The sequence below is a fragment of the Micromonospora sp. NPDC005173 genome, assembly GCF_040608515.1.
Classification (GTDB): Bacteria; Actinomycetota; Actinomycetes; order Mycobacteriales; family Micromonosporaceae; genus Micromonospora.
On sequence record NZ_JBEXIK010000006.1, the window covers coordinates 131696 to 156113 of the forward strand.

At 70.2% G+C, this 24418-nt stretch carries 22 protein-coding genes; 15 read left to right on the plus strand and 7 right to left on the minus strand.

Annotated elements, in window-relative coordinates; all coding sequences use genetic code 11:
* The first annotated feature begins 46 nt into the window (after positions 1-46).
* From ABZV00_RS10560 to ABZV00_RS10580, 5 genes are read left to right on the plus strand one after another with little or no spacing between them, the layout of a single operon-like run.
* Positions 47-481 (plus strand): YbaB/EbfC family nucleoid-associated protein, encoded by a 435-nt coding sequence (locus ABZV00_RS10560; protein WP_328417965.1) that lies wholly within the window; start codon positions 47-49, stop codon positions 479-481.
* The gene (locus ABZV00_RS10565) at positions 478-807 is read left to right on the plus strand and encodes a type VII secretion target (RefSeq protein ID WP_355604053.1); all 330 of its coding nucleotides are present in this window, start codon (positions 478-480) and stop codon (positions 805-807) included. The genes ABZV00_RS10560 and ABZV00_RS10565 overlap by 4 nt, the downstream gene beginning before the upstream one ends.
* Before the next feature lie 10 nt (positions 808-817).
* Positions 818-1519, plus strand: a complete 702-nt coding sequence (locus ABZV00_RS10570) for a hypothetical protein (protein ID WP_328417963.1) — start codon at positions 818-820, stop codon at positions 1517-1519.
* A gap of 7 nt (positions 1520-1526) precedes the next feature.
* Positions 1527-2306 carry an EndoU domain-containing protein gene (locus tag ABZV00_RS10575; RefSeq protein WP_355604056.1) on the plus strand — a complete coding sequence of 260 codons (780 nt, stop codon included), beginning with the start codon at positions 1527-1529 and terminating at the stop codon, positions 2304-2306.
* Complete coding sequence (locus ABZV00_RS10580) at positions 2303-2905, plus strand: hypothetical protein (protein ID WP_355604059.1); 603 nt, start codon at positions 2303-2305, stop codon at positions 2903-2905. The genes ABZV00_RS10575 and ABZV00_RS10580 overlap by 4 nt, the downstream gene beginning before the upstream one ends.
* Before the next feature lie 112 nt (positions 2906-3017).
* Here ABZV00_RS10580 and ABZV00_RS10585 read toward each other — a convergent pair whose 3' ends face one another.
* The 3 genes from ABZV00_RS10585 to ABZV00_RS10595 all read right to left on the minus strand — a co-directional run bounded on the left by ABZV00_RS10585 (position 3018) and on the right by ABZV00_RS10595 (position 7056).
* Entirely contained in the window at positions 3018-4934 is a 1917-nt protein-coding gene (locus ABZV00_RS10585; protein ID WP_355604061.1) for a glycerophosphodiester phosphodiesterase family protein, read from the minus strand.
* A gap of 193 nt (positions 4935-5127) precedes the next feature.
* Positions 5128-5676 carry a DUF1062 domain-containing protein gene (locus tag ABZV00_RS10590; protein WP_355604064.1) on the minus strand — a complete coding sequence of 183 codons (549 nt, stop codon included), beginning with the start codon at positions 5674-5676 and terminating at the stop codon, positions 5128-5130.
* 273 nt (positions 5677-5949) lie between these two features.
* Entirely contained in the window at positions 5950-7056 is a 1107-nt protein-coding gene (locus tag ABZV00_RS10595) for an ROK family transcriptional regulator (protein WP_355604067.1), read from the minus strand.
* A gap of 42 nt (positions 7057-7098) precedes the next feature.
* Here ABZV00_RS10595 and ABZV00_RS10600 point away from each other — a divergent pair, with 42 nt between their 5' ends.
* Together ABZV00_RS10600 and ABZV00_RS10605 are read left to right on the plus strand one after the other, a co-directional pair.
* Positions 7099-8331, plus strand: coding sequence for an MFS transporter (locus ABZV00_RS10600; RefSeq protein ID WP_355604070.1), 1233 nt, complete (start codon positions 7099-7101; stop codon positions 8329-8331).
* Positions 8332-8389: 58 nt separating this feature from the next.
* Positions 8390-9169 (plus strand): ABC transporter permease, encoded by a 780-nt coding sequence (locus ABZV00_RS10605; protein WP_355604073.1) that lies wholly within the window; start codon positions 8390-8392, stop codon positions 9167-9169.
* A gap of 23 nt (positions 9170-9192) precedes the next feature.
* Here the strand turns inward: ABZV00_RS10605 and katG are convergent, their stop codons facing one another.
* On the minus strand, positions 9193-11376 hold the full coding sequence (gene katG, locus ABZV00_RS10610; protein WP_355604075.1) for a catalase/peroxidase HPI: 2184 nt from the start codon (positions 11374-11376) through the stop codon (positions 9193-9195).
* A 396-nt stretch (positions 11377-11772) separates the two neighbouring features.
* On the opposite strand from katG, the gene ABZV00_RS10615 reads away from it, so the two are divergent.
* The 3 genes from ABZV00_RS10615 (at position 11773) to ABZV00_RS10625 (ending at position 17385) form a co-directional block, all read left to right on the plus strand.
* Positions 11773-15714 (plus strand): ThuA domain-containing protein, encoded by a 3942-nt coding sequence (locus ABZV00_RS10615; protein ID WP_355604077.1) that lies wholly within the window; start codon positions 11773-11775, stop codon positions 15712-15714.
* Between the two features lie 253 nt (positions 15715-15967).
* On the plus strand, positions 15968-16315 hold the full coding sequence (locus ABZV00_RS10620; protein WP_355604080.1) for a PadR family transcriptional regulator: 348 nt from the start codon (positions 15968-15970) through the stop codon (positions 16313-16315).
* Entirely contained in the window at positions 16312-17385 is a 1074-nt protein-coding gene (locus ABZV00_RS10625; protein WP_355604083.1) for a hypothetical protein, read from the plus strand. Before ABZV00_RS10620 ends, ABZV00_RS10625 begins: the two co-directional genes overlap by 4 nt.
* A gap of 46 nt (positions 17386-17431) precedes the next feature.
* Here ABZV00_RS10625 and ABZV00_RS10630 read toward each other — a convergent pair whose 3' ends face one another.
* The gene (locus ABZV00_RS10630) at positions 17432-17896 is read right to left on the minus strand and encodes a septum formation initiator (RefSeq protein WP_355604085.1); all 465 of its coding nucleotides are present in this window, start codon (positions 17894-17896) and stop codon (positions 17432-17434) included.
* Positions 17897-17998: 102 nt separating this feature from the next.
* Here ABZV00_RS10630 and ABZV00_RS10635 point away from each other — a divergent pair, with 102 nt between their 5' ends.
* The 3 genes from ABZV00_RS10635 (at position 17999) to ABZV00_RS10645 (ending at position 20630) form a co-directional block, all read left to right on the plus strand.
* Positions 17999-18694, plus strand: a complete 696-nt coding sequence (locus ABZV00_RS10635) for a response regulator transcription factor (protein WP_355604088.1) — start codon at positions 17999-18001, stop codon at positions 18692-18694.
* Positions 18691-20022, plus strand: coding sequence for a HAMP domain-containing sensor histidine kinase (locus ABZV00_RS10640; protein WP_355604090.1), 1332 nt, complete (start codon positions 18691-18693; stop codon positions 20020-20022). The genes ABZV00_RS10635 and ABZV00_RS10640 overlap by 4 nt, the downstream gene beginning before the upstream one ends.
* A 74-nt stretch (positions 20023-20096) precedes the next feature.
* A complete protein-coding gene (locus ABZV00_RS10645; RefSeq protein WP_355604093.1) occupies positions 20097-20630 on the plus strand; it encodes a PepSY domain-containing protein in 534 nt (177 codons plus the stop codon).
* Positions 20631-20691: 61 nt separating this feature from the next.
* On the opposite strand, the gene ABZV00_RS10650 is transcribed toward ABZV00_RS10645, so the two are convergent.
* Complete coding sequence (locus ABZV00_RS10650; RefSeq protein ID WP_355604096.1) at positions 20692-22587, minus strand: ABC transporter ATP-binding protein; 1896 nt, start codon at positions 22585-22587, stop codon at positions 20692-20694.
* A gap of 98 nt (positions 22588-22685) precedes the next feature.
* On the opposite strand from ABZV00_RS10650, the gene ABZV00_RS10655 reads away from it, so the two are divergent.
* The gene (locus tag ABZV00_RS10655; protein ID WP_355604099.1) at positions 22686-23237 is read left to right on the plus strand and encodes a DUF5872 domain-containing protein; all 552 of its coding nucleotides are present in this window, start codon (positions 22686-22688) and stop codon (positions 23235-23237) included.
* 121 nt (positions 23238-23358) lie between these two features.
* Complete coding sequence (locus ABZV00_RS10660) at positions 23359-23955, plus strand: hypothetical protein (protein ID WP_355604102.1); 597 nt, start codon at positions 23359-23361, stop codon at positions 23953-23955.
* 45 nt (positions 23956-24000) lie between these two features.
* Here the strand turns inward: ABZV00_RS10660 and ABZV00_RS10665 are convergent, their stop codons facing one another.
* Entirely contained in the window at positions 24001-24321 is a 321-nt protein-coding gene (locus tag ABZV00_RS10665; protein WP_355604104.1) for a DapH/DapD/GlmU-related protein, read from the minus strand.
* Between the last annotated feature and the right edge of the window lie 97 nt (positions 24322-24418).

Sequence of the window (24418 nt, forward strand, 5' to 3'; positions counted from 1 at the left end):
ATGCTTGTTAAACTCCGCCATCGATGATCATGACAGGGGGGCAGCCATGAGGGCCGGCGATCCAGGCGGTGGTGGTGTGCTGGACCCGGACGGCGCGATGGAGCGGATCGCGGCGTGGAAGGGGCGGATCGGCGAGTTGGCGGCCGACACCAAAGCCATGAGCGACCGCTTCCAGCAACTGCGGATCACTGAGGCCGACAGCAACAGGATGGTCGAGGTCACCATCGATCCCGCCGGTGCGTTGGTGGATCTGCACCTGAGCCGGCAGATTCAGCGGGTCGAGCCCGACGTCGTTGCCAGGACGATCATGAACACGATTCGTGCGGCTCGGGAGAAGCTGGCCGACCGTTCGCAGGAGATCATCGCGGAGACCGTGGGGACCGAGTCGGCGGCGGCGCGCGAGATCGCCGAGCGGGTCGGGCAACAGTTGCGCCCGGCCCCGGTCGCGGAGAGCGGCGACGACGACCGTAGTTGGCGGTGAGTCTGGTGGACGACGGGTTCGCAGTCGAGGCGGAGGAGATCCGCACGCACGCGCACAACATCGAGGCACTGGCGGAGCGCTTCGCGGCGGTGAAGGCCGCCAGCGCGCACATCACCCAGGACGATTCGGCGTACGGGCTGCTGTGCGGCTGGATCTCCGGGGTCCTGGAGGGCAAGCACACTCGGCAGGACGAGCTGTTCGCCGACGTCGAGGAGAATCTGAGGCTGGCCGCTGCGGGCCTGCGCCAGACCGCCGACGGCTACGACGCGGTCGACGACGACAACGCCACCCTGATCAACGGGGTGGGAAGCCAGTTGACCCCGTGAGGACGGCGCGATGACCGACCTGTCGCTGGTTGCCGATGTCACGTCGACTCGGGAGGTCTGGACCGGCGCCTCCCTCGCCGACAGCGTCGAGGGTCTGGTCGACGCGATCAGAAGTGAGGGCTGGGTCGACGACCTGCTGGCGGGTGCCGCGTTCGGGCTCGATGTCGCCGCGAGCGTGATGGATCCGTTCAGTGCGCTGCTGGCCAACGGCCTGGGTTGGGCGATGGAGTACTTCGAGCCGCTGCGGGAGATGCTCGACGAGCTCACCGGAATGCCCGACGTGGTCGCCTCGCACGCCGCTACCTGGAACAACATGGCCGTCGAGCTGCACAGCATGGCCGCCGACCTGCGGTCGCGTCTCGATGCCGACTTGCCCGAGTGGTATGGGCAGGCCGCAATGGCGTACCACGGGTTGATGGACCACAACGTCGAGGCCCTCGGCGGTCTCGGTGCGGTCTCCGCCGCGATGGCGGCGGCGACCGAGGGTGCCGGCAACCTGGTGGCCTTCACCCGCGACATCGTGCGCGACCTCATCGCCGACCTCGTGGCGCGCGTGATCGTCTGGGCGGTCGAGGCCATCTTCGTCGTCACGATCCCCGTGGTCGCCGCGCAGATCGTGACGGCCGTCGTGAAGTGGGCCGGCCGCATTCTCATGTACATCGGCGCACTGATCACCAGCCTGACCAACCTCACCCGCCTCCTGAACGGATAAGGCGTCCATGTCGAAGCCCGGAAATCCCGGCAGTGGCGGTCCGGGTGGTGGTGGCCCCGGAGGTGGCGGTGGTGGCTCCGGAAAGCCCCCGAAGAACTACGGTGGCATCAACGCGGGCAAGGGCATCACCAGCGCGCAGCAGGCCACCGCCCATGCGGCGACGCAGGGACACGCACCCGGCGTCGCCGGCCAGGGTTCCACCAACTCCAATCCGGCGAGGCCCACCCGGCCTCCCGCGCCGACGACGCCGCCGACGGCTGGCGACATCCACCACAGCGACGCCTCGAAGAAACACATCATCGAGGGCGACGGCGGGCGGCAGGGCGGCCATCTCGCGGGCACCGGCTTCTCCAAGAAGACGGAGTTCCCGAAGAGTTGGGACGAGGCGAAGATCCTCGACGCCGCGCACCGGGTGACGCAGCAGGGCCCGCCGGCGAAGGGGCCCTACCCGACCAAGGACGCGGACGGCAACCCGGTGTGGGCCTACGACTACGTCGGCGTCGTCGACGGCGTCGAGGTGAAGACGACCGTGCTCGCCGACGGCGAGATCCGCACCGCCTACCCCCCGGACGCGTCCAACCCGGGTGTCATCAGCAACCCGGCGGCGCCGAACCCCGCCCCGCAGGGAATCCCGAATGCCGTCCCGCCCCGTTACAGTAATCCCGATGTCGGCGGCAACGGCAGTTGGACCTGGGAGGGCCCGAAGGGGAACAGGATCATCAGGGTGGTCCAGGATGCCCAGGGCAACGTCACGACGACCGATCTCGGCGAGTACAAGAAGAAATGAACACGATGGATGCGAAGACCTACGCGACGGTCACCGAGGTGTGCCGGCGGCTCGCGGGCCGGCTGTCCGACGACATCCTCGGCACCGTGCGCGAGAACTATGCCGCGGGTGAGTTCGACCTGGCCGACAACACGCTCCTGCTCAGCCTCGCCTACTACGGGGTCGGCATCACCCTTGAGGAACAGACGCTGATGCGTTCCTTCGTCGGCGACCCCGACGGCTCCGACCTGGCCGACGTGCAGCTCATCGCCGAGGTGCCTGCACCGCCGTACCGGTTCAGCCCGATCGGCCCCGCGGACGCCCCCGACCCGACTCCGGCCGACACCCTCCTGTCCGCCGATGCCCCGCGCCGACGCGGCCGCAGCCTGCACCGCGCCTGGCGGGCCCCGCTCGACGGCGCACCCGACGCGGCGGCGTGGTTGTACGTGTTGCAGGTGGCCGAGGGCACGGATGAGCTTGCGACGTACTCGGGCGTGATGACGCAGCTGTGGGTGGCGCTGAAGCAGAAGTGGCCGGTGGAGGTCCTCGTCGGCAACTCGCCGCGGACGCCCTACCAGGAGGCCGCCCTGGCCGGCGCGTCCGCCGTCTGGCGTGCCTGACCGCTGGTAAACCATCCGCTCGTGACGAGGCCGAGGCGGGGGAGTGGCAGCGGCCCGATGAGGATCCCCGCCGTCGACAACGACGGCGGGGACTCCACAGTGTGGCGACGGGCTACTTCAGGGCGAGGGTCCGAGCGTCGGCGGCGATGACACTGGCCACCTCGGCCGGTACCAGCTTGCCGGCCTGCCGGTCGACGTAGGTGGCCAACTGGGCGTACTGGGCGTGGGCCAGCTTGGTCGTCATCGCGGTGATGGCAGCCGGCTCGGCGCCGGAGGTGAGGATCAGGTAGCCGAGCCCGGCCTGGCTCACCGTCACGGTGAACGTGCTGGTCGCGGTCGCGGTGCCCTCGGGCCCGGTCACCTCGGTGCGGACGGTGTGCCTACCCGCGGTCAGCTTGACCAGGTCGAGCGTGCGCCCGGCGGCCGACTGCCCGCCGTCGACCGTGACGGTGACGGTGTCCGCGTTGGTCGCGGCGACCGCGATGACGGGGGACTGGGCCCGGTCGAGCCGTGCCCCGTTGGCCGGCGACGTGATCTCCACGGTCGGGTCGGCGGAAGGCCGCTGCATGAACGCCGAGTTCCAGCCAACCAGTTCGGATGCGCGGTTGGTGATGACCGCATCGGTGCCGATCCGCTCCAACCGTTGCCACAGGCCGGCGGAGTCCATCGTCCAGGCCATCACTGCCACCCCGGCGGCGTGCAACGGCGCGACGATCTCCGGCTTGGCCAGCAGCGCGTTGCCGTCCGGGTTGTACGCGGTCAGGTGCAGCTCCTTCGAGATCGCCACCGGGTCGGCGTCGAGGCTGCTGCGCAGCAGGCCGAGCGGCAGTTCGGGGGCGAGTTCATAGGTGTACCGGAGCGCGTCGACCTCGAAGCTCTGGATGAAGACCCGGCCCATCATCTGCTCGTCCCGGATCACCTGGATGATCGTCGCGACCTCGTCCTTCGTGTGCTTGCCCTTGATCTCCACGAGCAGGTTGCCGCCCCGGGTACGCAGGTCGGCGAGCTGCTCGGCCAGGGTGGGCACTCGCTCACCAAGGTAGTGCGGGCCGAACCACGAACCGGCGTCGAGCGCCTTGATCTGCGCGGCGGTCAGGTCGCGGATGGCGCCGGTCCCGTCGGTGGTCCGGTCGACCGTCCCGTCGTGCAGGATGAACGGGACGCCATCCTTGCTCGGCTGGACGTCGTTCTCGATCCAGTCGGCGCCGCCCCTGCGCGCGATCTCCTGCGCGACCAGGGTGTTCTCCGGTGCGGCGGCGGACGCGCCGCGGTGCGCGATCACGGTGAACGGGCTGCCCTCGGGGCGGATGTAGCCGTTCGGGGGCAGTTCGGTGACGATGACGTCGTCGTACGAGACGGTGGCGCCGTTGACGAAGAGCGCCTGAACGCCGTCGGTGGAGCGCTGGAGGCTGTTCGTGCGCATCGCCTCTCGCCCGTCGAAGATCCAGCGGGCCTGGTTGCCGTGCACCTCGACGGCGACGCGGACGTCCCGACCGGTGCCGGCGGCGTACGGGGCGGAGGCGGTGTTCGTCACCACCCAGGCGTTGGCCGTGGTCCGCTGGGCGAACTCGAGACCGTTGGCGGCGGTCGTGCCACTGCGCATGGTGGCGATCCACCACGGGGTGGCGCCGTCGGCCGGGACGTCGATGCCGAGCGAGGCCCAGCGGGTGGCGGCGGAGACCGACTCGAAACGCATGGTCGCCTCGAGCCGGAAGTCGTTCAGGTGCCGACCAAAAGTGATCTTGTTGTTCTCGCCCGAGCTGGCGGAGGTTCCGTACAGGCGGCCGTTCTCGACCTTCCAGGCGCCGTCGATCGCCTTCCAACCGGCGGGAAGCGACCCGGAGGTGAAGTTCTCCGAGACGACGACGCTGCCCGGCTCGGCGGTGGCGGGCGAGGAGGTGGCGACGGCCACCGCGACGGCCGCGCCGGTGACGGCGAGCGCGGCGATGACGGCGGCGGCCCGGGTACGTGTCGCGACGAACCTCGTCGCGGCACGGCCGAGCGGCGATGATGCGGGAAGGACAGTCATGCTCGGAACGGTAGGAAGCACACCCGAACTCATGATCGATTGAGCGTGGCCACCGCCGGAACGCTGGGTGTACGGCCCTCCGGCGCGTCCACGAGGGACGGAGCCGCCAGCCACCCGTCGACGCGCGAAGGCCCGCTGCCGCACGGGCCTGTCCGGCGGATATGCCGGACAGGCCCGTGGTCCCGAGGAGGGGTCAGCGCTTGAGCGTGAAGGTGAAGTCGCCGGAGAGCTTGCCGCTCAGCCGGACTGCCGAGACGAGTCTTTCCTCCTTGATCAGTCTCTCGACCTCGGCCCTCGAAAGACCGCACCCTTCAGCGATCAGTCGCACCGGCCGGACAGGGATCCGCGCCGCAAAGCGGACCGAGACGTCGATCACCTCGCGGTCCAGGTGATCCGATCCGCCGGTGTCGAGGCGCCAGGCATTGTCCCAGTCGAGGGCGATGCGATTACGGCGCTGCACGACCGGATCCTGGAGCAGCTCAGCTGCCAGGCCAGGGTCGTTGTCGTGCAGCCGGTCCAGCAGCTCAGGTCGTATGGAGCGCACAGTCGACCGCTCCAGGACCGTGAGCTTTGCCGTTGCTCCGCAACCGGTACAGAGCGCGAGGAGCCAGACGTCGATGAGTTTGTGGTTGGCGTTGACGCGAAATTTACCGCTTGCCCGGAAGAGCTCGGACGCGCACGCGTGGCAGCGGCGGCGAACGAGCGGCAGGCAGGTGGGCACGACCACCCAGTTTTTGAGCACAGAAGTACACCGGTTTCAGTGAGAAGTCCGCAGCAAAAAGGAGCGCGGCGCACATGCGCGACGCGCGACAAATCAGCGCTCGGGAGGTCTCACAGGGTGTACAACGGCACGTCCTTGCCTAGACGGCTTGGTTGCGCAGCACGGTAATGGCGCACAGCGGCGTTGCACCACTGGTATTTCGAGCGCCTCACCGCCAGCTTGCATCCGGCGGAACATAGACGAAGCCAGAGCCAGATCGCGGCGACGGTGACGGTGCCATGGAAGACGTGGGCCCTAGCCGTGCGGCTGGAGCTGGGCGAGACCCGGAATGCCGTAGTGCTCGTCGAGGACCTGCATGGCAGCGCCCGCGGCCATCACGTCCGCGCCCAGGCTCGACAGCGTGACGTCCGTGGTGAGCCAGTCCGCGCGTCGCACGTCCGCATGGACGGCCTTCTCGACCGCGGCGAGGTAGACCTCCGCGTGTCGCAGCAGGTCTGCGCCCGCCAGCACCACGTGGGCGAGGTCGAGTGTCTGGAGCAGGTTGACGACGCCGACGGCCAGGACGCGGGCCGCACGTGGGATGTCGCCAGCCTCGGCGGCGTGGCTGTGGACGATCTCCAGGCATCCGTGCCGTCCGCAGACGCAGAGTGGCCCGTCCAGATCGACGACGGTGTGGCCGAACTCTCCGGCGTTGGTGTGTGCGCCGCGGTGGGCGGCGCCGCCCAGCCAGAAGCCTCCGCCGATGCCTGACTCGATCATGATGAGGGCCGCGTCGCCGAACTTTCCGCCGTGCCGCCATGCCTCCGCCGTGATCCCCGCGGTGACCTCCTTGTCGAGATGCACCGGTAGGCCGAGGTGCGCCTCCGCGATCTCGCGCAGCGGTACGTCGTGCCAGTGCCGCAGGCCGTGCGCGTCCCGGACCAGGCCATTCTCGTGGTCCAGTGGGCCGATCATGCCGATGCCCACGCCGGTCAGCCGGTCACGGAGACCGTCGATGCCGGTGATCGCGTCGATGCCGGACTTCAGGGCGTCCAGAAGCTGCGCCGGGGTGAAGTCGCTGGGCAGCGGTCTGACCGCCGAGTGGTGCACGGTGCCGGCAAGGTCGACCAGGACCAGCCGAAGGGTCCGCCGGGCGACGTGGGCACCGATCGCGTACCGGCTGTCGGGGACCAACTCGTAGACGACCGCGGGCTTGCCGATGCCCGGGCGGCGGACGCCGGCGGAACGGATCAGGCCGTCGGCGACCAGGCGGGCGATGACCTTGGAGACCGCCTGCGGTGTCAGGCCGGTGGCGTTGACGATGGTCGACCGTTCGAACGTGCGCACGGTGCGCCCCACCGCCATGACGAGCGCCTGGTTGTAGCCGCGAAGGAACGTCACGTCGGCAGTGGTGCGAATCATCTCACCACCATATTACGCAACGCTGTTGCTAAATTCTCTCCCATGAACGGATTGAGCAGAGGTCGGCGCCTGGCGGCGGTGGCGGCCCTGGCGCTGGGTGGCGTCGCGGTCGGCTTGACGGAGTTCGTGGCGATGGGCCTGCTGCCCGAGATCGCGCGCGGCCTGCTCCCCGAGCAGTACGCCCAGTCGTCGTCGGGCGCGGTGGCCCGGGGTGGCTGGATGATCACCGCGTACGCGCTCGGCGTGGTCGTGGGCGCTCCCCTGATCGCCGTGCTGAGCGCGCGCGTACCCCGCAAGAAGCTCGTGCTCGGTCTGCTCGTCCTCTTCACCGTCGGCACGATCGCGTCCGCGATCGCCCCGACGTTCGGCCTGGTGCTGGTGGCGCGGTTCGTCGCGGCGCTGCCGCACGGCGCGTACTTCGGAGCGGCCGGCCTGCTCGCGGCGGCCCTGATGGGCCCCGGCAGAGAGGCCCGTGGCTTCGCCACGGTGCTCAGCGGCTTGACCGCGGCCAACGTGGTCGGCGTACCGCTGATCACCCGGCTCGGGCAGGCGGCCGGTTGGCGCACGGCCTATCTGGTGATCGCCGGAGTCTTCCTGCTCACCCTGCTGGCGGTGGTGGCGGTCGTCCCAAAGATCGCCGCCGCGGTGGACGGCTCGCCGGCCGCCGAACTGAGGGCGCTGCGGACCTCGCAGGTCTGGCTGGTAGCGGCCACGGGGGCGGTCGGCTTCGCCGGATTCTTCGCGGTCAACACCTACATCGCCCCGGTCACCACCGACGTTGCCGGCCTCTCGACCACGACGGTGCCGTGGGCGCTGGTGGCGGTGGGTCTCGGCATGACCGTCGGCAACGCCCTGGGCGGCTGGCTCGCCGACCGGGACCTGCGCCGGAGCATGATGGTCGGCTTCATCGCGATGATCGTGAGCATTGCCGCGTTCAGCCTCATGGCATCGACGCAGGTCGGCCTGTTCGTGGGTGCGTTCCTGGTCGGCGCGACCAGTCTCTTCCTCGGCCCGGTCCTGCAGGCGCGCCTGATCACGGTCGCCCCCGGAGCCCAGCTGATGGGTGCGGCGATGAACCAGTCGGCCATGAACATCGCGAACAGCATGGGCGCTGCCCTGGGCAGCGTCGCCATCGCCGCCGGGCTCGGCTACCTCGCGCCGGCCCGGGTGGGCGTGGTCCTGGCGGTCCTCGGGCTGGGCCTGGCCGCCGCCAGCTTCGCGTCAGAGCGACGTTCACGGGACCCGAAGCCGGAGCCGGTCGCCGTCGCGAGCTGAACCATGCAACGGACAGCGCGGCATGGTGATCGCCGATCAACGGCGGAAGACTGAACCCATGTCCTCGACGATGCTGGTGGTCGGCCCGAAGCTTGGCATGGCGCTGGTGGTGTTGACCCTCGTGGCGGCGGTCGTCGTGACGGTGGGGGAGTTGGGTCACGGCCGGCAGATCATGGTCGCCGCCGTCCGTGCCGCGATCCAGTTGGGCGCGGTGTCGCTGCTGATCGCGGCCATCGTGGCGTCACTGTGGGCCACGGCCGCGTTCGTGGCCCTGATGTGCGCGGTGGCCACGGCCACCTCCGGCCGACGTGTCACGGGCGGCCGGCGGGGTTGGTGGGCCGGTGCGCCGATCGTCGTGGGCAGCATGCTGGTGGTGGTGGGGCTGCTGTTGGCGGGTCTGGTGCCGCTGCGCGGTATCGCGATCATTCCGATCGCGGGAATCCTGATCGGCGGGGCGATGACGGCGACCTCGCTGGCTGGCCGTCGGGCGCTGGACGAGCTGACCAGTCGGCGCGGCGAGGTGGAGGCCGGCCTGGCTCTGGGTCTGCTGCCCCGGGACGCGGTGTTGCTGGTGTGCCGTCCGGCGGCCGGCCAGGCACTGGTGCCGGCACTGGACCAGACCCGGACGGTGGGCCTGGTGACCCTGCCCGGCGCGTTCGTCGGGATGCTGCTCGGCGGGGCGAGCCCGCTCGCCGCCGGGGTGACGCAGCTGGTCGTGCTCGTCGGACTGCTCGCCGTGGAGGCCGTCGCCGTCGTCCTCACCGTCGAACTGGTCGCCCGCGGCCTGCTCCGACCCACCGCGCCACGGCAGGGGCGAGGGCCCCGGTCTCGCTCGTAGGAGCCGGGGCCCGGCCCATTCCGTCAGGCGATGTCGTACCGGTCCAGGTTCATGACCTTGGCCCACGCCGCGACGAAGTCCCGGACGAACTTGTCCTGCCCGTCGCCACTGCCGTAGACCTCCGCGATGGCGCGGAGCTGGGAGTTCGCCCCGAAGACGAGGTCGACGGCGGTGGCCGTCCACCTGACCTCGCCCGTTGCGCGATCCCGACCCTCGTAGACGTTCTCGGTCGAGGTGGCTGCCTGCCACTCCGTGCCAATGTCGAGCAGGTTCACGAAGAAGTCGTTCGTCAACGTCTGGGGCCGGTGGGTGAGGACGCCGTGGCCTGTCTGTCCCACGTTGGCGTTCAGGGCCCGCATGCCGCCGATCAGGACCGTCATCTCCGGAGCGGTCAGCGCCAGCAGGTTGGCCCGGTCCAGCAGCAGGGTCTCCGGCGACAGTTTCTGTCCGGCTCGCAGGTAGTTGCGGAAGCCGTCCGCCGTCGGCTCGAGCACGGTGAACGACTCCACGTCGGTCTGCTCCTGGGAGGCGTCCGTGCGCCCCGGTGCGAACGGGACCGTGACGTCGTGCCCGGCGGTCCTGGCTGCCTGCTCGACGGCCGCGCACCCGCCGAGGACGATCAGGTCGGCAAGCGAGACCTTCTTCCCACCGGACTGCGACTTGTTGAATTCCTGCTGGATCCGCTCCAGCGTCTGCAGCACCGTGGCGAGCTGGGCCGGTTCGTTGACCTCCCAGTTCTTCTGCGGCTCCAGGCGGATCCGCGCCCCGTTGGCCCCGCCACGCAGGTCGGTGCCGCGGAAGCTCGCGGCCGACGCCCACGCCGTCTGGGCGAGCTGGGAGATGGTCAGTCCCGATGCGAGGAGCGTGTCCTTGAGGGCCGCGATGTCCCCGTCCCCGATCAGCTCGTGATCGACCGGCGGGACGGGGTCCTGCCACAGTTGCGGCTCCGGGACCCACGGGCCCAGGTAGCGCGAAACCGGCCCCATGTCGCGATGCAACAGCTTGTACCAGGCCCTGGCGAACGCGTCCGCTAGCTGGTCCGGGTTCTCCAGGAAACGCCGGGAGATCTGCTCGTACGTGGGATCGGCGCGCAGCGCGAGGTCCGTCGTCGCCATCATCGGCGCGTACCTGACCGAGGGGTCGTGGGCGGCGGGCACGGCCTGCGCACCGGCACCGTCCTTCGGGCGCCACTGCTTCGCGCCGGCGGGGCTCTCGGTGACGTCCCACTCGAAGCCGAACAGGGTCTCGAAGAAGCTGTTGTCCCAGGTGATCGGGGTGGGTGTCCACGCACCCTCGAGCCCGCTGGTGATGGTGTCCTTGCCCTTGCCGCTGCCGAAGGTGTTCCGCCAGCCGAGGCCGTTGGCCTCGACCGGGCAGCCCTCTGGCTCGGGACCGAGGTACTCGGCGGGGGCGGCGCCGTGGGTCTTGCCGAACGTGTGCCCCCCGGCGATGAGGGCGACGGTCTCCTCGTCGTTCATCGCCATCCGGCGGAAGGTTTCGCGGATGTCACGTGCCGAGGCCCGGGGGTCCGGAGTGCCGTTGGGCCCCTCCGGGTTCACGTAGATCAGCCCCATCTGTACGGCGCCGAGATGACCGGCGAGCTCCCGGTCGCCGCTGTAGCGCTCGTCGCCGAGCCAGGTGTCCTCGGGGCCCCAGAAGATCTCCTCGGGCTCCCAGATGTCGTGGCGCCCGAAGCCGAAGCCGAACGTCTTGAACCCCATCGACTCCAGCGCGCAGTTGCCGGTGAAGACCAGGAGGTCGGCCCAGGAGATCTTCCGGCCGTACTTCTGCTTGACCGGCCAGAGCAGTCTGCGCGCCTTGTCGAGGTTCACGTTGTCGGGCCAGCTGTTCAGCGGGGCGAAGCGTTGAGCGCCGTCGCCACCACCGCCGCGACCGTCCTCGATGCGGTAGGTGCCGGCGGAGTGCCAGCTCATCCGGATGAAGAGCGGCCCGTAGTGGCCGTAGTCGGCCGGCCACCAGTCCTGCGACGTCGTCATCACCTCGATGATGTCCCGCTTCAGTGCGTCGACGTCGAGGGTCTTGAACTCTTCGGCGTAGTTGAAGGACTCGCCCATGGGGTCGGCCCGGGGTGAGTGCTGATGGAGAACCTGCAGGTTCAGCTGATTCGGCCACCAGTCCTGGTTGCTCCTCGGCCGACTCGGCTTCGGAGTCGGGGCGGGGATTGCGGGGTTCTCGCTCTCAGACACGTCGGTCCTTCTCCTGTCGATCTCCGACCTGCAGCACGTCGTACGTGGACGGCCTGGCGGAACGCATGACGGGTAGTATCGCCCATTTTGTTCTTCAACACATGAAGAATCCAATGGCGCGCCGGAGTGAGGTGTCGGGAGTAGATCCGCGAGTGGCGATCGATTCCTGGCGAGGCGTCGGCCCGCGCAGGACGGATCTCGGGCCCGAAAAACGTAATCTGATCATGCCCGCCGCAGTCGGCCCTGAGCTGCGGAGATAACGCTCTCACGGATGGTGGGAGAGTGCTTGACGCGGCCGTGATCCAGCCGCAACTATGCATTGACACGCATCACCCCCTTCCCACCGCCAGGCGTGATCGGCGCACGCCGTCTCCCCGCACCGCGAAAGGACCTACCGTGCGCAGATCCCTGAGATCGTGGCTCGGCGCCGTGCTGAGCACGATCCTCGTGGTGGGCGGCATTGTCGCCGTGCCACCCACGGCCAGCGCCGCACCGTTCACCGTGCTGGTGTTCAGCAAGACCGCCGGATTCCGGCACGGCTCCATCACCCCCGGCATCACCGCCATCCAGCAGCTCGGCGCCGCCAACGGGTTCACCGTCGAGACCACCGAGGACTCGGCCCAGTTCACCGACGCCAACCTGGACCGGTTCGGCGCGGTGATCTGGCTGTCCACCACCGGCGACGTGCTCAACGCCGCCCAGCAGGCCGCGTTCGAGCGCTACATCCAGGGCGGTGGCGGGTACGTGGGCGTGCACGCCGCCTCCGACACCGAGTACGACTGGCCCTGGTACGGCGGGCTGGTCGGGGCGTACTTCGCCTCGCACCCGGCCGACCAGACCGCCACCATCAAGGTCGCCGACCAGGTACACCCGTCCACCGCGACGCTGCCGCAGCGGTGGACCCGGCTGGACGAGTGGTACAACTACCGCGCCAACCCCCGGGGCAACGTGCACGTGCTGGCAACCCTGGACGAGAGCACCTACACCGGCGGGAGCATGGGGTCCGACCACCCGATCTCCTGGTGCCAGAACTACTCCGGCGGCCGGTCCTGGTACACCGGCCTCGGCCACACCGACTCGTCGTACACCGAAGCCAACTTCCGGCAGCACCTGCTCGGCGGCATCATGACCGCGGCCGGCGCGGTCGACGCCGACTGCGGCCCCACCGTCAACAGCAACTTCCAGCAGGTGGAGCTGGCCAAGGGCGCGGCCGAGACCGGCGAGCCGATGAGCCTCACCGTGCTGCCCGACCGGGGCGTGCTGCACACCTCGCGCAACGGCGTGATCCGGCACACCGACGCGGCCGGCAACACCAAGGTCGCCGCCACCCTGCCGGTCTACACCGGGGACGAGGAGGGCCTGCAGGGCATCAAGGTCGACCCGAACTTCGCCACCAACCGCTGGGTGTACGCGTACTACGCGCCACCATTGAGCACTCCCGGTGGCGGTGCCCCGGCCACCGGCACCCCGGCCGACTTCGCCGTCTGGAACGGCGTCAACCGGCTGTCCCGGTTCACCGTGAACGCGGACAACACCATCAACCTGGCCAGCGAGACGCTGGTCCTGGACGTCCCGACCAGCCGGGGCATGTGCTGCCACGTCGGCGGTGACATGGACTTCGACGCGGCCGGCAACCTGTACCTGTCCACCGGCGACGACACCAACCCGTTCGACTCGGCCGGGTTCACCCCGATCGACGAGCGGGCCGGCCGCAACCCGGCCTTCGACGCCCAGCGCACCTCGGCGAACAGCAACGACCTCCGCGGCAAGGTGCTCCGGATCAAGCCGAGCGCGGCGGGCGGCTACACCATCCCGGCCGGCAACATGTTCGCCCCGGGAACCGCGCGGACCCGCCCCGAGGTCTACGCGATGGGCTTCCGGAACCCGTTCCGGATGAGCGTGGACCGGGCCACCGGCATCGTCTACCTCGGTGACTACGGTCCCGACGCGGGCACCGCCGACCCGAACCGGGGACCGGCGGGCAACGTGGAGTTCGCCCGGATCGACCGGCCAGGCTTCTACGGCTGGCCGTACTGCACCGCCCGCAACGACGCCTACAACGACTACACCTTCCCGTCCGGCCCGTCCGGGCCGAAGTTCGACTGCGCGGGCGGGCCGGTGAACAACTCGCCCAACAACACCGGCATCACCCAGCTACCGCCGGCCGTCCCGGCCTGGCTCCCGTATGGCGGTTCCGGCTCCCCGCCGGAGTTCACCGGCGGCGGCCTGTCCCCGATGGGCGGCCCGGTCTACCGGTACGACCCGAACAACACCTCCGACGTGGCGTTCCCCCAGTACTACGACGGGACCTACTTCGCCGGCGAGTTCGGCCGCCGCTGGATCAAGAACATCAAGCTCGACCCGGCCGGCCAACCGTTGAAGATCAACCCGTTCCCATGGACCGGCACCCAGGTCATGGACATGGAGTTCGGCCCGGACGGCGCGCTCTACGTGCTCGACTACGGCACCGGCTGGTTCAACGGCGACGCCAACTCGGCGCTGTACCGCATCGAGTACGCCCGCGAGGGCAGGGCGCCGGTTGCGGTGGTCTCGGCCACCCCGACCAGCGGCACGGCGCCGCTGACGGTGACGTTCTCGTCGGCCGGCACACTCGACCCGGACGGTGACCCGTTCACCTACGCCTGGGACTTCGACAACAACGGCACCACCGACTCGACGGCGGCGAACCCGAGCTTCACGTACACCACCAACGGGACCCGCAGCCCGACGCTGACCGTCCGGGACACCACCGGCAAGACGGCCACCGCGAGCGTGGTCATCACGGTCGGCAACAGTGCCCCGGTGGTCAGAGTGAACACCCCGTTGAACGGGCAGACGTTCACCTTCGGGGACGCGGTGCCGTTCAACGTGACCGTCACCGACGCCCAGGACGGTGCGATCAACTGCGCCCGGGTGAAGGTGAACTACGTCCTCGGTCATGACTCGCACGGCCACCAACTCGGCAGCGTGCAGGGCTGCACCGGCGTCATCCAGACCTCGGCCGACGGCGAGCACGACACCGCGGCGAACATCTTCGGCATCATCGACGCCGAGTACACCGACCTGGGCGGCGGCGGCCAGCCACCGCTGACCACCCACACCCAGGCGGTCCTGCAACCGCGCGTGCGCCAGGCCGAGCACTTCGGCGACTCGTCCGGCATCCAGGTCGTCACCCCGGGCAGCGCGCACGGCGGCGCCGCGATCGGTTACATCGACAACAACGACTGGACCTCGTTCCAGCCGTACAACCTGACCGGCATCCAGTCGTTCAGCGCGCGGGCCGGCGCCCCGGCCGGTGCCGGCGGCACGCTGGAACTGCGGGTCGACTCGCCAACCGGGCCGCTGGTCGGCTCGGCCACCGTGGTACCGACCGGCGGGCACGGCACGTTCGCCACGGTCACCGGCGGGGTCACCGCCCCGACCGGCACCCGCACCCTGTTCCTGGTGTTCAAGGGCGGCGGTGGGATGTACGACCTGGACGAGTTCATCCTCTCCACCAGCCCGGGCGGTCCCGGGCCCGACCCGGACCCGGATCCTGATCCGGGCGCCAACCTGGCCCAGGGCAAGCCGGCTCGGGCCTCCAGTTTCGAGGGTGCCTTCGTCGCGGCCAACGCGTTCGACGGCGTGCTCGGCACCCGCTGGGGCAGCGCCTTCAGCGATCCGCAGTGGATCGACGTGGACCTGGGCGCCACGTACAACATCAACCGGGTCAAGCTGACCTGGGAGGCGGCGTACGGCAGTGGATACCAGATCCAGACCTCGTCGGACGGGGTCAACTTCACCCCGATCCGGACGGTGACCGGCGGCGACGGCGGGGTGGACGACCTGACCGGGCTGAGCGGCTCCGGCCGGTACGTCCGGCTCACCGGCACCACCCGGGGCACCGCCTGGGGCTACTCCCTGTTCGAGTTCGAGGTGTACGGCGGCACCGGCGGCCCGACCGGCCCCGGTACCAATCTGCTGTTGAACAAGCCGACGCTGACCTCCAGCAACGAGGGGGCCGACGTGCCCGGCGCCCAGGCGGTGGACGGCAGCCTCACCACCCGCTGGTCGAGCGCGTTCTCCGACCCGCAATGGATCCGAGTCGACCTCGGCAGCCCCACCGCGATCGGCCGGGTCAAGCTGAGCTGGGAGACGGCGTACAGCAGCTCGTACATCATCCAGACCTCGAACGACGGCACCACCTGGAGCAACGTGAAGACGGTGACCGGGGCCGACGGCGGCGTGGACGAGCACACCGCGCTCGGCGCCAACGGTCGCTACCTGCGGATCTACGGCACCGCCCGGGGCACCCCGTACGGGCACTCGCTCTGGGAGTTGGAGGCGTACGCCAGCTGAACCACCACCGATGACGTGGCCGGCACGGAGCATCCCCGTGCCGGCCACCGTTCAGCTGCTGGGAAGTCGTTGTGCACGCCGCCCCAGTCGTGGAAGGCGGCCCGACCGAGGTCGCGCAGCCGGTACACGCGGTCGGCGGCGCGTAGCGGCTGGTACACCCCACGCTGTGGTTCAGGCCGCAGATCCTCGGGCAGGGTCCTGGAAGCAAGACTTTGACTTTGTATATACCGATAGCCGGTATATTCTCCTCGGTATGACCGAGAGTCCACTCCGGGAGCCGACGTTCCTGGTGCTCACCGCGTTGGCTGAGTCACCCAAGCACGGCTATGCCGTCATCGAGGACGTTCTACGTATCTCCGATGGTCGGGTGCGACTGCGTGCGGGCACCCTCTACGCCGTTCTCGATCGGCTCCGGGCTGACGGCCTCATCGAGGTCGAGCGCGAAGAGGTGGTGCAGTCCCGGTTGCGCCGCTACTACCGGCTCACCGCCCTGGGGGCGCGTCGGCTCGCGGATGAGGTCGCCCGCCTGCGACACAACGCTGACGCCGCCAGCGTGCGGCTGCGCCGTGGCGGCCTGCGGATCGAGGGGGGAACGGCGTGAGCAGCGACGACCTGGAGCGTCGTTACCGGCGGCTGCTGGCCGTCTATCCGTGGGAGCACCGTCGGGCGTACGAGGACGAGATGCTGGCTGTGCTCGTCGCCGGCGCTCGACCGGGCCAGCGGCGGCCCTCCGCCGGTGACGTGCTGAATCTGGTCGGCGCGGGGCTTCGGGCTCGGCTGCGGGTGGGCGCACGGGGGTTCACCGAGTCGGCTTGGGCGGACGCGGCGGCGGTAACGGGCCTGCTGATTGGGCTTGTCCTGCTCGCTCTTGCCGGGAGATCGCTGCTCGACCAGAGCATCCGGGATCCGAATCTGCCGCCGGGGTTCCGGCCGGGCAGCCCCGACCTGGTCGACTGGCTGCAGGTGGTCGGCTGGGCGGGTGTCTGCGTGGCCGCGCTGGTCGGGTTGCGCTGGATTGCCGCCGCTCTGGCCTGGGCTGGCGTGATCGGCTGGGGCGTGCTGGTCGCCCCGCAGGCCGACGGCAGTCCGACGTACGTGGTGGACACCCTGCCGCAGTTCGCGCTCGCCGTGGTGGCGGCCGCCGCGCTGACCGTGCCAGTGCCGCGTTACCGGTTGTTCGCGCTCCTGGGCGTACGCCGGTTGGTGGCACTGCTGCTCGCGCCGGCCGCGATGGTCGCGCTGTTGGAGATCAACCGGGTGACCAGTCCCACGTTCGACCCGGTCGACGGGGCGTCCTACCAGGTCTTCTACGGCATTGAGGCCAGCAGTGAACTGGTCCTCTGGCTCTACGTCGCTGGTCTGGGGGTCGTCGCGCTGGCCATGCTTGTCGCGCTGGCCACGCTCGCCCCCGGGGTACGCCGACGGATCGTCGTCATGCTCCTGCCGGTGGCGGCACTCGCCCTGGTGATCGACGGCGCTCTCGCCGGCTGGGCCACCTCCACGATGCACATGGGACACGTCATCCCCCTGGTGCCAGCGCAGTGGGCGATGCTGGTTCTCGTCCCACCGGCGACCTTCCTGGCCGGGGCACTGCTCGTCCGCCGTCGAGAGGAGACGCTGCGCATGGTCGCCCTGGGCAGGGCCGTAGATCGTGAGTGGCCAGCGGGTTAGTAGGCGCGGTGGCCCCAACCTTTCAGGGCGCCGACCCGCGGCGACGTCAGTCGTCGGCGACGGCCACCGGCTCCGAGCCGATGCAGCGCACCTTCAGCTCGTACTCGCCGGCCGACCCCTCGAACTTGACCTCGACGTCGTCGTCCGGGCCCCGATCCACGTCGCGGACCCGGTAGCCCTGCGCGGGAGCCCAGGAGACGAGGCGTACCCCGCCGGCGCCGCACTCGGCCACGGCCGTGCCGCCCGCGGTGGCGAACCCCCGGCGGACCCCGGAGCTGGCGGTCGGCGCGGCGCTCGCCGTGCCCGGCGTGGACGGTGCGGCGTCTGTCGTGCTGGCGGGCGCCGGCTCCGGCGAGGCGAGTGCCCGTTCGATCTCCGCCTCGCTGCGCACCCCGCCCGGGGTTCCGGTGAGGCTCTCACCCACCAGCCGGATCGCGCCCAACCCGATCAGGGTGGCCACGGCGGCGGTGGCCACCCACCCGGTGGCGACGAGGATCGAACGACGGCCCATCCCCTGACTATCCCCGATCCATGGTTGTGGCCGGCACATCCGGAGGCTAAGGCAGGGTTAACGCGCGTCCCGGCCCCGGCCGCAGCGGCTAGCCTGCCACCTGTGGCCCGCCTGCTGCTCATCGAGGACGACCTGACGATCCGTACGCCGCTGATCCGGGCATTACGAGAACGCGGGCATGCGGTGGCCGCCGCCTCGACCGCGATGGCCGGGCTCCGCGACGCGCTGGACGACCGGCCCGACCTCGTCGTGCTTGACCTGGGCCTGCCCGATCTGGACGGGCGGGAGCTGCTGCGGATGCTGCGCGCGGTCAGCTCGGTGCCGGTCATCGTGGCCACGGCCCGCGACGACGAGACCGAGATCGTTCGGGTCCTCGACGCGGGCGCCGATGACTACGTGGTCAAGCCGTTCACCGCGGCACAGCTCGACGCCCGCGTCCGGGCGGTGCTCCGGCGGGGCCCTTCCGGAGCCGACGCGACGGACCCGTCGCTCGTCGTGGGAGGGCTGCGGATCGACCCACGCGCCCGGCAGGTCACCCTGGAGGGGGCGGCGGTGGAGTTGACGCCGCGCGAATTCGACCTGCTGCACCATCTCGCCGGTCGGCCGGGTCAGGTGGTCACCAAGCGTGAACTTCTCACCGAGGTGTGGCAGATCCCGTACGGCGGCGCCGACAAGACCGTCGACGTGCATCTGTCCTGGCTGCGCCGCAAGCTGGGCGAGAGCGCCGTGCAGCCCCGCTACCTGCACACCGTACGCGGCGTCGGGGTGCGGCTGGAGGCACCGGGGGAGCAGCGGTGAGGGCGCGCCTCGCGCTGCTGGTCGCCGCGGTCAGCGTGCTCACCCTGATCGCGTTCCTGGTGCCGCTGGCACTGCTGGTCCGCACCGTCGCCGAGGACCGCGCCACGGTCCGGGCCACCGCCGACGCGCAGAGCCTGGTGCCGGTGGTCGGCACCGCCGACGCGGCGACCATCCGGCTCACCGTCGAGCAGCTCGCCGCGGAGTCCGGCCGACCGGTGAGCGTCTTCCTGCCGGACGGCACGGTGCTCGGCGCCCAGACACCGCGTACGCCCGCCGTGGCGCTCGCCGAGCGAGGGCAGAGCCTCACCGGCGAGTCGGCGGCCGGACGGGAGGTGGTCATCGCGGTGCAGGGCAGGGCCGACGGCACCGGGGTGATCCGGACCGTGGTTCCGCGGGACGAGCTGACCAGCGGGGTGACCCGGTCCTGGCTGGTGCTGGCCCTGCTCGGAGTGGTCCTGGTGCTGATCGGGCTGGCCGTCGCCGACCGGCTGGCGCGCACCCTGGTCCGGCCGATCAGCGAACTCTCCGCGGTGTCGAACCGTCTGGCGAACGCCGAGCTGGACGCCCGGGTCGTGCCGGCCGGCCCGGCGGAGCTGCGCGAGGTGGCCGGTGCGCTCAACCACCTGGCCGGTCGGATCCAGGTGCTCCTGCTACAGGAACGTGAGCAGGTCGCCGACCTGTCGCACCGGCTGCGTACACCGTTGACGGCGCTGCGGCTGGAGGCGGAGTCGCTGCGCGACCCGGATGACGCGGCCCGGATCACCGCCGCCGCCGACGGGCTCGAACGGGCGGTCACCGGACTGATCCGGCAGGCCCGGTGGCGCCGCCCACCGGCGGGAGTGGTCACCGCGGACGCCGCGACGATCGTGGGTGACCGGGTGGCGTTCTGGTCGGTGCTGGCCGAGGACACCGGCCGTGCCGTCACCCTCGACCTGGCGCCCGGCCCGCTTCCCGTCGGTGTGCCCCCCGACGACCTGGCAGCGGCCGTGGACGCCCTGCTCGGCAACGTCTTCGCGCACACCCCCGACGGCACGTCCTTCGCCGTCCGGCTGGCCCAGGAGGCCGGGCAGGTGCTGCTCACCATCACCGACGAAGGCCCGGGTATGCCGGCCGGGGCGGTCCGACGGGGCGCCAGCGCTGCCGGGTCGACCGGCCTCGGCCTGGACATCGCCCGACGCGCCGCGCAGGCCGGCGGCGGACGGCTGGAGCTGCGTACCGGGCCGGGAGGCGGGGCTCAGGTACTGCTCCGGCTCGGACCGCCGCTGCCGCAGCAGCGGCCGACAGACGGCGGGACCGGGCCGGACGAGAACGGCTTAACCCGGCCTTAGCCTCCGGACAGCGCGGCACTATCCCGATCCAGCCGATCCTCAATGTCGACAACCGAGGAAAGGTGGACACCACGATGAAGCGCAACTCTCTGCTCCTGGCGTCGGTCGGCGGGGCGGCGGTGCTCGCTGTGGCCGGGGTCGCGCTCGGCGTCAGCGCCGCAGACGAATCCCGGCCGTTCGGTGGCACGGCACTCGCCGCCGCCACCGCCGACCCGACGGCCACCGACGCACCGGACGACAGCGCCACCAGCGGTACGCCCGCCGCACCGGGGGCCAGCGGTACGCCGTCGAGCGGTACGCCGACCGGCGCCCCGTCGGGCGGCAGTTCGCCGGCGGGCGGGGCGGTCAACGAGCAGCGCGCCGGCGAGATCGCGCTCGCCAGGGCCGGCGGCGGCCGAATCGTCGAGATCGAGGCCGAGCAGGAGCACGGCCGCCCGGTCTGGAGCGTCGAGATCGTCGCCGGTGACACCGAGCACGAGGTGGACGTCGACCGGGACAACGGCACGGTGGTCAAGGCCGAGCAGGAGCCGGTCGACGACGACCATGACGACGACGATGACGACCAGTCCGACGACGACGATGACGACAGGTCCGGCGACGACGACTGACGCCGCGTCGCCGCCGCCCACCACGGGCTCACCGTGGCGGGCGGCGGTACGAAGGCGTTTCTCAGACGGCCGCGACGGGCTCCTCCTGGGCCGCCGGCTCGTCCTGGTCGAACTGGGTGCGGTACAACTCCTGGTACCGGCCACCGGCGGCGAGTAGCTCGCTGTGTCGCCCGCGTTCGACGATGCGTCCGTCCTCGACGACGAGGATCTGGTCGGCCGCGCGGATGGTGGACAGCCGGTGCGCGATGACCACACTGGTCCGGCCGGTCAGGGCCTCGGCGAGGGCTTCCTGTACGGCGGCTTCCGACGTGGAGTCCAGATGCGCCGTGGCCTCGTCGAGGATGACCACCCGGGGGCGGGCCAGCAGTAGCCGCGCGATGGTGAGCCGCTGCCGTTCGCCGCCCGACAGGCGGTACCCGCGCTCACCGACGACGGTGTCGAGCCCATCCGGAAGTGAGCGGATCAGGGCGTCGAGCCGGGCCCGTCGCAGTACCTCCCACATCTCCTCCTCGGTCGCGTCCGGCCGGGCGAACACCAGGTTGGCGCGGATGCTCTCGTGAAACAGATGCCCGTCCTGGGTCACCACGCCGAGTGCCGTTCGGACCGACTCAGCCGACAGGTCGCGTACGTCGACGTCGGCGAGCTTCACCGCGCCATCCTCGACGTCGTACAGGCGCGGCACGAGTTGGGCGATCGTCGACTTGCCCGCTCCGGAGGAGCCGACGAGGGCGACCATCTGCCCCGCTTCGGCGCGGAACGACACGCCGTGCAGCACCTCCTCGCCGCCGCGCGTATCGAGCTTCGTCACATCCTCAAGGGACGCCAGCGACACCTTGTCAGCCGACGGGTAGCCGAACCGTACCGCGTCGAACTCCACCGCGACCGGTCCGTCAGGGAGCGGCCGGGCATCGGACCTGTCGAGGATCAGCGGCTTGAGGTCGAGGATCTCGAACACCCGCTCGAAGCTCACCAGCGCGCTCATCACCTCGACCCGGGCGCTGGCCAGCGACGTCAACGGCGCGTAGAGGCGCGACAGCAGCAGCGCGAGCGCGACCACGGTGCCGGCGTCGAGGCTGCCCCGGAGGGCGTAGAGACCGCCCAACCCGTAGACCAGGGCCAGCGCCAGCGAGCCGACGACGGTGAGCGCGGTGATGAAGACCCACTGGAGCATGGCGGCGCGGATGCCGATGTCGCGCACCCGTCGCGCCCGCGCCGCGAACTCGGCCGACTCCTCGGCCGGACGCCCGTACAGCTTGACCAGTGTCGCGCCGGGTGCCGAGAAGCGTTCGGTCATCCGGGTGCTCATGGCCGCGTTGTGCTCGGCGGCCTCGCGCTGCAACTGGGCGAGCCGCGAACCCATCCGGCGGGCCGGAAGGACGAAGATGGGCAGCAGTACGAGCGCCAGCAGCGTGATCTGCCAGGAGAAGCTGAGCATCACCGCCAGCGTCAGGAGCAGTGTGACGGCGTTGCCGACCACACCCGACAGAGTGTCGCTGAAGGCCCGCTGCGCGCCGATCACATCGTTGTTCAAACGGCTGACCAGCGCACCGGTACGGGTCCGGGTGAAGAACGCCACCGGCATGCGCTGGACGTGATCGAAGACGGCTGTCCGCAGCTGGACGATCAGCCCCTCACCGATGCTGGCGGACAGGAACCGCGTCACCAGACCCAGGCCGGCTTCGGCCAGGGCGATCACGGCGATCAGCACCGCCAACCGGATCACGATGCTGCTGTCGGCGCCGTCGACGATCGCGTCCACCACCCGACCGGCGAGGACCGGTGCCGCCACAGTGAGGACCGCCGTCACCACGCTCAACAGCAGGAACCTGATGATCAGGGAACGGTGCGGCCGCGCGAACCGCGCGATGCGCTTCAGGGTGGCCCGGGACAGTGGTCGTTCGTCCTGCGCGTTCATTGCGTGGTGCAGGGACGTCCACGCGGTAACTTCCATGCTCATGCCATACCTCCGCGAGCAGGCTAGAACCTCGTGTGAGGTTGAGGTCAAGCCCGGCGCGCGGGAGGCATAGGCGGTGCGGTCCCGGGTAGCTGCCGTTCATGGCGCGCTACACGAAGCCCGAACTCAGAGAGCAGATCAAGGAAGAGATCAAGGCTTCCGACAAGGGCGGCAGGCAGGGACAGTGGTCGGCACGTAAGTCGCAGCTGCTCACGCAGGAGTACAAGAGGCGCGGCGGGGGATTCGAGGGCCCCAAGGACGAGCGGCAGAAGTCCCTGCAGCGGTGGGGCAACGAGAACTGGCAGACCAGACAGGGCGACACCCGAGCACGTCGCGGCAGTACGACGAGTCGGTACCTGCCCAAGCGTGCCTGGGAGCAACTGTCGGATGACCAGAAGCGCGCGACCGACACCAAGAAGCGCGAGGCGTCGCGATCCGGCAAGCAGTACGTCGCGAACACCGCGCCGGCCAAGCGGGCGCGCAGGGATGCCACGTCGACCGGACGGCTGTCGGAGCTACCAGTCGTCGAGGCGGCCAAACTCGTCCACGGCCTCGACACTCGACAGCTCAAAGCTGCCCTGCGCAACGAGCACGCCGGCAAGGCTCGCAAGACGCTCATCCAGCGGCTTCACGCGGAACTCAACCGGCGCTGACCGCCGCTTGTCCGGGTCCCTGTTCAGGGTCGCTCGGTGAAAGACCTGAGACAGAATCAAGGGCCGTACCGGGGCTCTGCCCGGAGGCTGGTGCGGCCTCGGCGGGCAGATGATTCCCGGCATGAGACGCGCTGCATTCTTTGTGATCGCTGGCCCCGTGTGTATCGCCGCCTACGGACTGGTACGACTGTGGGGAAAGTCCGACGAGGTGTACGGCCCGGGGTTCGACTGGCAGGCCGCACATCTGCTCGGCCTCGCGGGCATGGTGTTCTTCGTCCCGGCTGTCCTCGCACTCTCCCGCCTGCTGCCGCGTACCCCGTGGCGAGTCGGGGTGGTCGTCCTGACGCTGGTCGGGCTCGCCGCCACGATGGTGCAGTTCGGCGCCGACATCGTGGAAGGGCTGATGGCCGCGGACCGGGCGGAGATGTCGGCGCTCGCCGCGGACTTCAAGGACATTCCCGGGGTCGAGGTTGCCTTCTACGACGTCGTACCCCAGTTCTTCTTCCTCGGCCTGGTCATCCTCGCGGGCATGCTGGCCGCCAAGCGGCAGCTGCGGTGGTGGAGTGCGCCACTGCTGTTCGTCGGGATCGTCCTGCCGGTAGCCACCCTTGACCTCCTCCCGCTCAGTGGTCTGTGCATGCTCGTGGCGTTGGCGCCGGCCCTACCGACCCTGCGGCAGCAGGTCGAGCAGGCCACGGCGCCCGCCGTCGTCCACTGAGCAGCCCTGGCGGACCCTAGCCGTTGTGTGGCCCCGGAGAGGTCGTCACCACCGTCGGTGCACGGTTGCCTTGTTGCCGGTCACCAGGCTTGCCGGCGGAACGTCATCGGTCACGACCGCGCCAGCGGCGACCACGGCATCACGGCCAATGCTGACGCCAGGAAGGATCGTGGCCCCGGCGCCGATCCACACGTTCTCTGCCACATCGATGGGCGCGCCGCTCAGCCACCCCCGTCGCTCCTCAGGATCGACCGGGTGACCGACGGTGATGAATGTGGCCTTCGGCCCGACCATCACGCGCTCGCCGAGCCTGATGCCGGCGTAGTCCAGGAAGAACGTGCAGTTCTGGTTTTTGACATCCTCCACCGCCGTGAAGGGCGGGGATTCCCTCGGTCGCCCGAGGGGGTTCCTGTTTCACCGGGCCGTGCCTTCACCGCTTTCGCGGGTCGGGTCTTACCGTCCC